Source organism: Nostoc sp. (assembly GCF_036917455.1).
Taxonomy (GTDB): Bacteria; Cyanobacteriota; Cyanobacteriia; order Cyanobacteriales; family Nostocaceae; genus Nostoc.
The window spans coordinates 1-4865 of the sequence record NZ_JBALDK010000244.1 but is presented as its reverse complement, the minus strand read 5'-3'; the positions used below and the strand labels follow the sequence as shown (position 1 = coordinate 4865).

At 42.9% G+C, this 4865-nt stretch carries 6 protein-coding genes; 4 read left to right on the top strand and 2 right to left on the bottom strand.

From position 1 onward, the window contains the following. The first annotated feature begins 479 nt into the window (after positions 1–479). On the top strand, positions 480–749 hold the full coding sequence (locus tag V7K42_RS27205) for a hypothetical protein (protein WP_334915979.1): 270 nt from the start codon (positions 480–482) through the stop codon (positions 747–749). Positions 750–880: 131 nt separating this feature from the next. Here the strand turns inward: V7K42_RS27205 and V7K42_RS27200 are convergent, their stop codons facing one another. Beyond that, positions 881–1360, bottom strand: a complete 480-nt coding sequence (locus tag V7K42_RS27200) for a DUF4102 domain-containing protein (RefSeq protein ID WP_334920598.1) — start codon at positions 1358–1360, stop codon at positions 881–883. 229 nt (positions 1361–1589) lie between these two features. After that, positions 1590–2300: a hypothetical protein gene (locus V7K42_RS27195; protein WP_334920596.1), complete on the bottom strand. Its 711-nt coding sequence runs from the start codon at positions 2298–2300 to the stop codon at positions 1590–1592. Positions 2301–2573: 273 nt separating this feature from the next. Here V7K42_RS27195 and V7K42_RS27190 point away from each other — a divergent pair, with 273 nt between their 5' ends. The 3 genes from V7K42_RS27190 to V7K42_RS27180 all read left to right on the top strand — a co-directional run bounded on the left by V7K42_RS27190 (position 2574) and on the right by V7K42_RS27180 (position 4777). Then, on the top strand, positions 2574–2771 hold the full coding sequence (locus V7K42_RS27190; protein WP_334920594.1) for a hypothetical protein: 198 nt from the start codon (positions 2574–2576) through the stop codon (positions 2769–2771). A gap of 334 nt (positions 2772–3105) precedes the next feature. Further along, a complete protein-coding gene (locus V7K42_RS27185; RefSeq protein ID WP_334920591.1) occupies positions 3106–3417 on the top strand; it encodes a hypothetical protein in 312 nt (103 codons plus the stop codon). Between the two features lie 91 nt (positions 3418–3508). Then, positions 3509–4777, top strand: coding sequence for a HEAT repeat domain-containing protein (locus V7K42_RS27180; RefSeq protein WP_334920589.1), 1269 nt, complete (start codon positions 3509–3511; stop codon positions 4775–4777). The last annotated feature ends 88 nt before the right edge of the window (positions 4778–4865 follow it).

The following is a 4865-nucleotide window of genomic DNA, read 5'->3' as shown; positions in this document are numbered from 1 at the left end:
ACGGATACAGCAATGATGGTTTTATCAAATACTACAGGGATATTTATTTCAGTTATCCTTTGATAAATCGGCTTCCCTGCTGAATCATTTAAGTAGCTTACAGCAGGGAAAGAATCGCTGTATTGCAAATGCTAATTGCTTTCTGTCCCTAGCTGCAAGATTCTGGTCATCTCATTAGCAATTGCATGTGATCTTCGACTTCACCAACAAAGCCTAGTGGGTTAATGCCGTAATGGTTTAGTAGCTCAAAATAGGTGTAATCGTCCATTGAACCAAACAACCACTGATTTGCGTCAAAATTTGTTTGATTAAGGTAGGTTTCTGCTTGTTTGACAATCGCAACAAACGGAAGTTATTATTTTTTGGTCTAGTCATTGGGGAGTGGGGAGTGGGGACTGGGGGGCAGGGAGCAGGGGTAATTGAAATTCAGACAAAAACGCTGTATCCTGCCATGACACAGGTATTTCAAGAAACAGCTAATGCTCAGACCGGGAAAAAACAGCACCAGCTTCGGGCCAACCTGGAACCACGGGAAAACGAAAACTATCCGCGTGCCCATTGTCTTAGAAAATCAGATTTTGGATTACGCTAGAGCGGTAGATTCCAAGCTGATATTTGATGAATCTCGAAATATCCCCGAACTCACAGGGGATTTTTTACAATTTATTGACCGCTACATTGCTTGGAGAACTCAAAATTATCGGTCTACCCAGAAATTTACAAAACCGGATATTACCGCTCGCACCTAGGATGAACTACGGAAGTTTCAGAAGTTGCTGAGGGAATCTCCTGAGTTGTTGAAGGAATAAAGCCTTGGCGACAAGCTTGACAAAACCAACGCTGTTTTAGAAGGCCGTTAGACAGCTTGTAGCTGCCGTTTTTAAAAACGCGCATTCCGTGGCATTTCGGGCATGGTGGACGGCTCATGTTTCCAGCCTTTGATTAATTTCTCAATCTCAATTGGTAATTTACCATCTGTGATCGCAGTTTCCACCAACCCCCTTCTCCCCTTTGCGGTAATACTGTCCACACTGCCGATGTAGCGGCGGTTTTTCTTCCTGCCTACCATCCAGCAGTAACGGTAATACCAATATTTATTACCTGACCTTTTTACCCAGTACTTCTCTACCCAGTGGGCATCGTGTTGGGGCGCAACTTTTTGGGTAACGTGTGATACCTGCGCCCCAACACATGATTCTACGGTTGTGTCAGATGTAACTTGCGCCCCAACACGTAACTCCCACTCGCCCCAGGCTTGATGGTATTCATCCAGGTTTAAATAGTCGTCTGGGTCTGGTGGCTCGTCACTGTCATCCCAAAAAATAGAAACTTGTCCGCCATCCTCAACAATGCGCTCCACCTCACCAAAGTGAGCGGGATTCCATCTGGTTTCTGGCCCAGGATGTTGGGGCGCAATTTCTTCATCCCAAGCAGGATCGGAAAGGGGAATGGGGTATTAGTAAAAGCTTGTAAATCAAAAAGTGTAGGTTGCTTCATAATCAAACTGGTTATATGGTCGCTGCTCTCACAAGAGGGCAGTTTTTTTATGCAGTTATTCCCTAGTAATCCCTTGGGAGGTTACTAGGGAATCAAGAAGTTAAAAGTTGCATGAATGCAGATAAAGTAAACTTTTCATCTTGCAAGTAACAGTTTCGCAAGCAGTCAAGTAACCATCCTTGAGGATTGTTAATTGCTTGATGTCCACCACGAAGAGAAAAGTGTTTTAAAGCTAATTGGACATCTTCAATATCAAATTCAAATAGATGTCTAGTTGTTCGTTTATTTGGGTCAAAGTATATTTGGTACTCAGCACAAGCTGTAAATATCTCGTGTTGCAATTCTTTCTCCTCAAATTCGGCTGTGGTTGGAGTAAGAGGATTGCTGCTGCTGTTAAGCACTGATTCAGCAGAGACTTCATTTGAGGACTCTATCTTGTAACTAGAATTACTGTTTTGGAAGTTTGTTTCTTGCGGCTTTTTAAGTGGATTTAACCACGAAAGAGGTCTAAAAAGTAACTTTGATATTTTCCATGAGTAGGTTTTAATTACTTGTAAAACACAGCATGATACCAGTATTTCAAATATCTTTTTGAGGTAATTGTGAGCATAAGGTTTACCTCTGTTCTTTGCTACCCACGCATTAAATTCTGATAAATCTGGCTCGATTTCTGTTGCTATTTCACCTTGCCTCATTAACCACTGCCAAAGGGTTTTTGCTGCTGGTGGAATATGATGTTTGTAACAGTATGCGTTGTGTGATTCACTCCAGAGAAGTGAGTTTCTTGATGAGTTTTCTGGCATAATACTATTAGTTTGATTTCAGGAAGCCACCAGGATCGCTAAATCTAGTGGTGGCTTTTTGGTTCTTTATCGGTCATTGGTCATTTACTAGAAGTGCGATTTTTGAGCTTTAAGTCTGTGGCTAGTTGCTGAAACTGACTCAGTAAATCAGGATTTTCTTTAAATAGTTCTGGTAATCCCTACAATGTAAATGCTGCTAGCAGTATGGCTTCGTCCGGTTTTAGTTCCGGGTCAATACTGTGCATGTATTCGATAAATTTCTCTAGCTCATATATGGCAAGAGTTCTAGCTCGAACTACCCTTGATGAAATTCTTTTAGTCATTGGTCATTTGTCAAAAGTCATTCAGCACCCAGCACCGCGATCGCACAATCTCTACCAAGTGCAATCGCGCAACCCAAAACAAAACCGCCCTAGCCACAACAGGCAGGACGGTTTTATTCAGGTTCTTCTGTATCTACTTCTGAGATAGTCTCATCTAGTCCTTTTGGGTCGAATCCACCCATGAGTCCTAGTATTTTCGTCCTTAATTCTTCAGCCTCCGCCGCGAACTCTTGCTCAGATGCGCTACTTTCTTTGCGTCTCAGGTCGAGCCTTTCTTGGTGTGCGTGAACATATTTGTAAAATCTAGTTTCAAGATTTCCCAAATGCTCTAGAACTTCCCCATGACTTAAGAGATGTTGATGATGTTGAATTTGCGTTCGCTTCTAGCGTTGGCGTAGCCATCGTTGATTACCAGTCTGTGATCAACACCGTGGAAATCGTCATTGGCGAAAAAGTAGAGCCTGAGTCAGATGAGGATACCAATGAGTAAACCAATCGGACATTACACCAGTTACACCATAAACGACGGCTCCTTACTGGAATCGCTCCAGGAGAAGTACGGTAGTACGTTTGAATTGATGACCAGACGCGAAAAGCTGTTTTTGATTAGTGCTGTTGCGGCTCAACTTTGCGATCAAGCTCCTGGGCGTTGCCGTGATGAAATCTACACGGTTGGGCATCAAATTAAGAGCTCATTGCCGTTATACGACAGGGAGGGATTAGTCGAAGCGCTGACTAATCAAATTCGTTACGGTCAAAGCCTTTCAGTGGAGGAGTTGCCTATGAAGCAATAACCTAATCACAATAATGTCTCTGAATTTATAAGGAAGTTACACCAGCGCGGGCTGGAAGTCTCGCGCTGGTGTTTTTTACAAAATTTGGAATTTGGAATCTGGAATTTTAAATATTGACGGCATAGTAGCAGCCCTTGACGACAGCTACCCCAAAGTAAAGCAATATGCTTTTGAAAAATTAGCTAAATATAAGCCGCAAGATTTAAAAATTCTGCTTAAAAAACCGGAGGAAATTGCCCAGAAAGCCGCCAACATCCTCAAGGATGAAAAAGTTGACTCATCTGTTCGTGGCAGTGCGGCATCAGCATTGGGCAACCTGGGAGAGGCGGCTACCAAGTATATCCCTGATATCCTTAACTTTCTCAAGGATGAAAAGGTTGACTCAAATGTTCGTTCCAGTGCAGTAGATGCATTGAGAAATCTGGGGGAGGCTGCCAAACCCTACGTCAAAGACATCCTCGACATTCTCAAGGATAAATCCGTTGATGAAAATGTTCGTTCCAGTGCAGCAGAGGCATTGGGAAATCTAGGAGAGACAACCAAACCCTACGTCAGAGATATCGCTGACATCCTCAAGGATAAATCCGTTGATGAAAATGTTCGTTCCGGTGTAGCAAAGGCATTAGGAAATCTGGGAGAGGCTGCTAAACCCTACGTCAAAGACATCCTTTACTTTCTCAAGGATGAATCCGTTAACTTGAGTGTTCGTTCCAGTGCAGCATCGGCATTAGGAAATCTGGGAGAGGCTGCCAAACCCTACGTCAAAGACATCCTCGACATTCTCAAGGATGAATCCGTTGACTCAATTGTTCGTTCCAGTGCAGCATCGGCATTGGGAAATCTGGGGGAGGCTGCCAAACCCTACGTCAAAGACATCCTCGACATTCTCAAGGATGAATCCGTTAACTCAGCTTTTCGTTCAGGTGCAGCAAAGGCATTAGGAAATCTGGGGGAGGCTGCCAAACCCTACGTCAAAGACATCGCTGACATCCTCAAGGATGAAACCGTTGACTCAATTGCTCGTTACTATGCAGCAGAAGCATTGGGAAATCTGGGGGAGGTAGCCAAACCTTACGTCAAAGACATCGCTGACATCCTCAAGGATAAAACCGTTGACTCAACTGCTCGTTACTATGCAGCTTATGCATTGGGAAATCTGGGGCAGGCTGCCAAACCATATGTCAAAGACATCCTCGACCTGCTCAAGAATAAATCCATTGACTCAAATGTTCCTTCCATACCAGCAAATGCATTGGGTAATATAGAACAACTGAACTTAAATAATATTCTTGTAATTCTGGATAGCGTCTATTATGCAGGTTACTCAGAATTTGCACAGTGGAGATTTTTAACCTATTAGACATATCCTTAAAACAAAACTTGTGAGAAAATGATATATGAATAAATAAATTAGTGCAACAACGATGACGAGTCCTTTAATAAGAATT

Excerpts from the sequence above, each read along its gene's own strand:
- V7K42_RS27205 (WP_334915979.1), top strand. The coding sequence starts at position 480 with ATGCTCAGACCGGGAAAAAACAGCACCAGCTTCGGGCCAACCTGGAAC.
- V7K42_RS27195 (WP_334920596.1), bottom strand. The coding sequence starts at position 2,300 with ATGCCAGAAAACTCATCAAGAAACTCACTTCTCTGGAGTGAATCACAC.
- V7K42_RS27190 (WP_334920594.1), top strand. The coding sequence starts at position 2,574 with ATGGCAAGAGTTCTAGCTCGAACTACCCTTGATGAAATTCTTTTAGTC.
- V7K42_RS27185 (WP_334920591.1), top strand. The coding sequence starts at position 3,106 with ATGAGTAAACCAATCGGACATTACACCAGTTACACCATAAACGACGGC.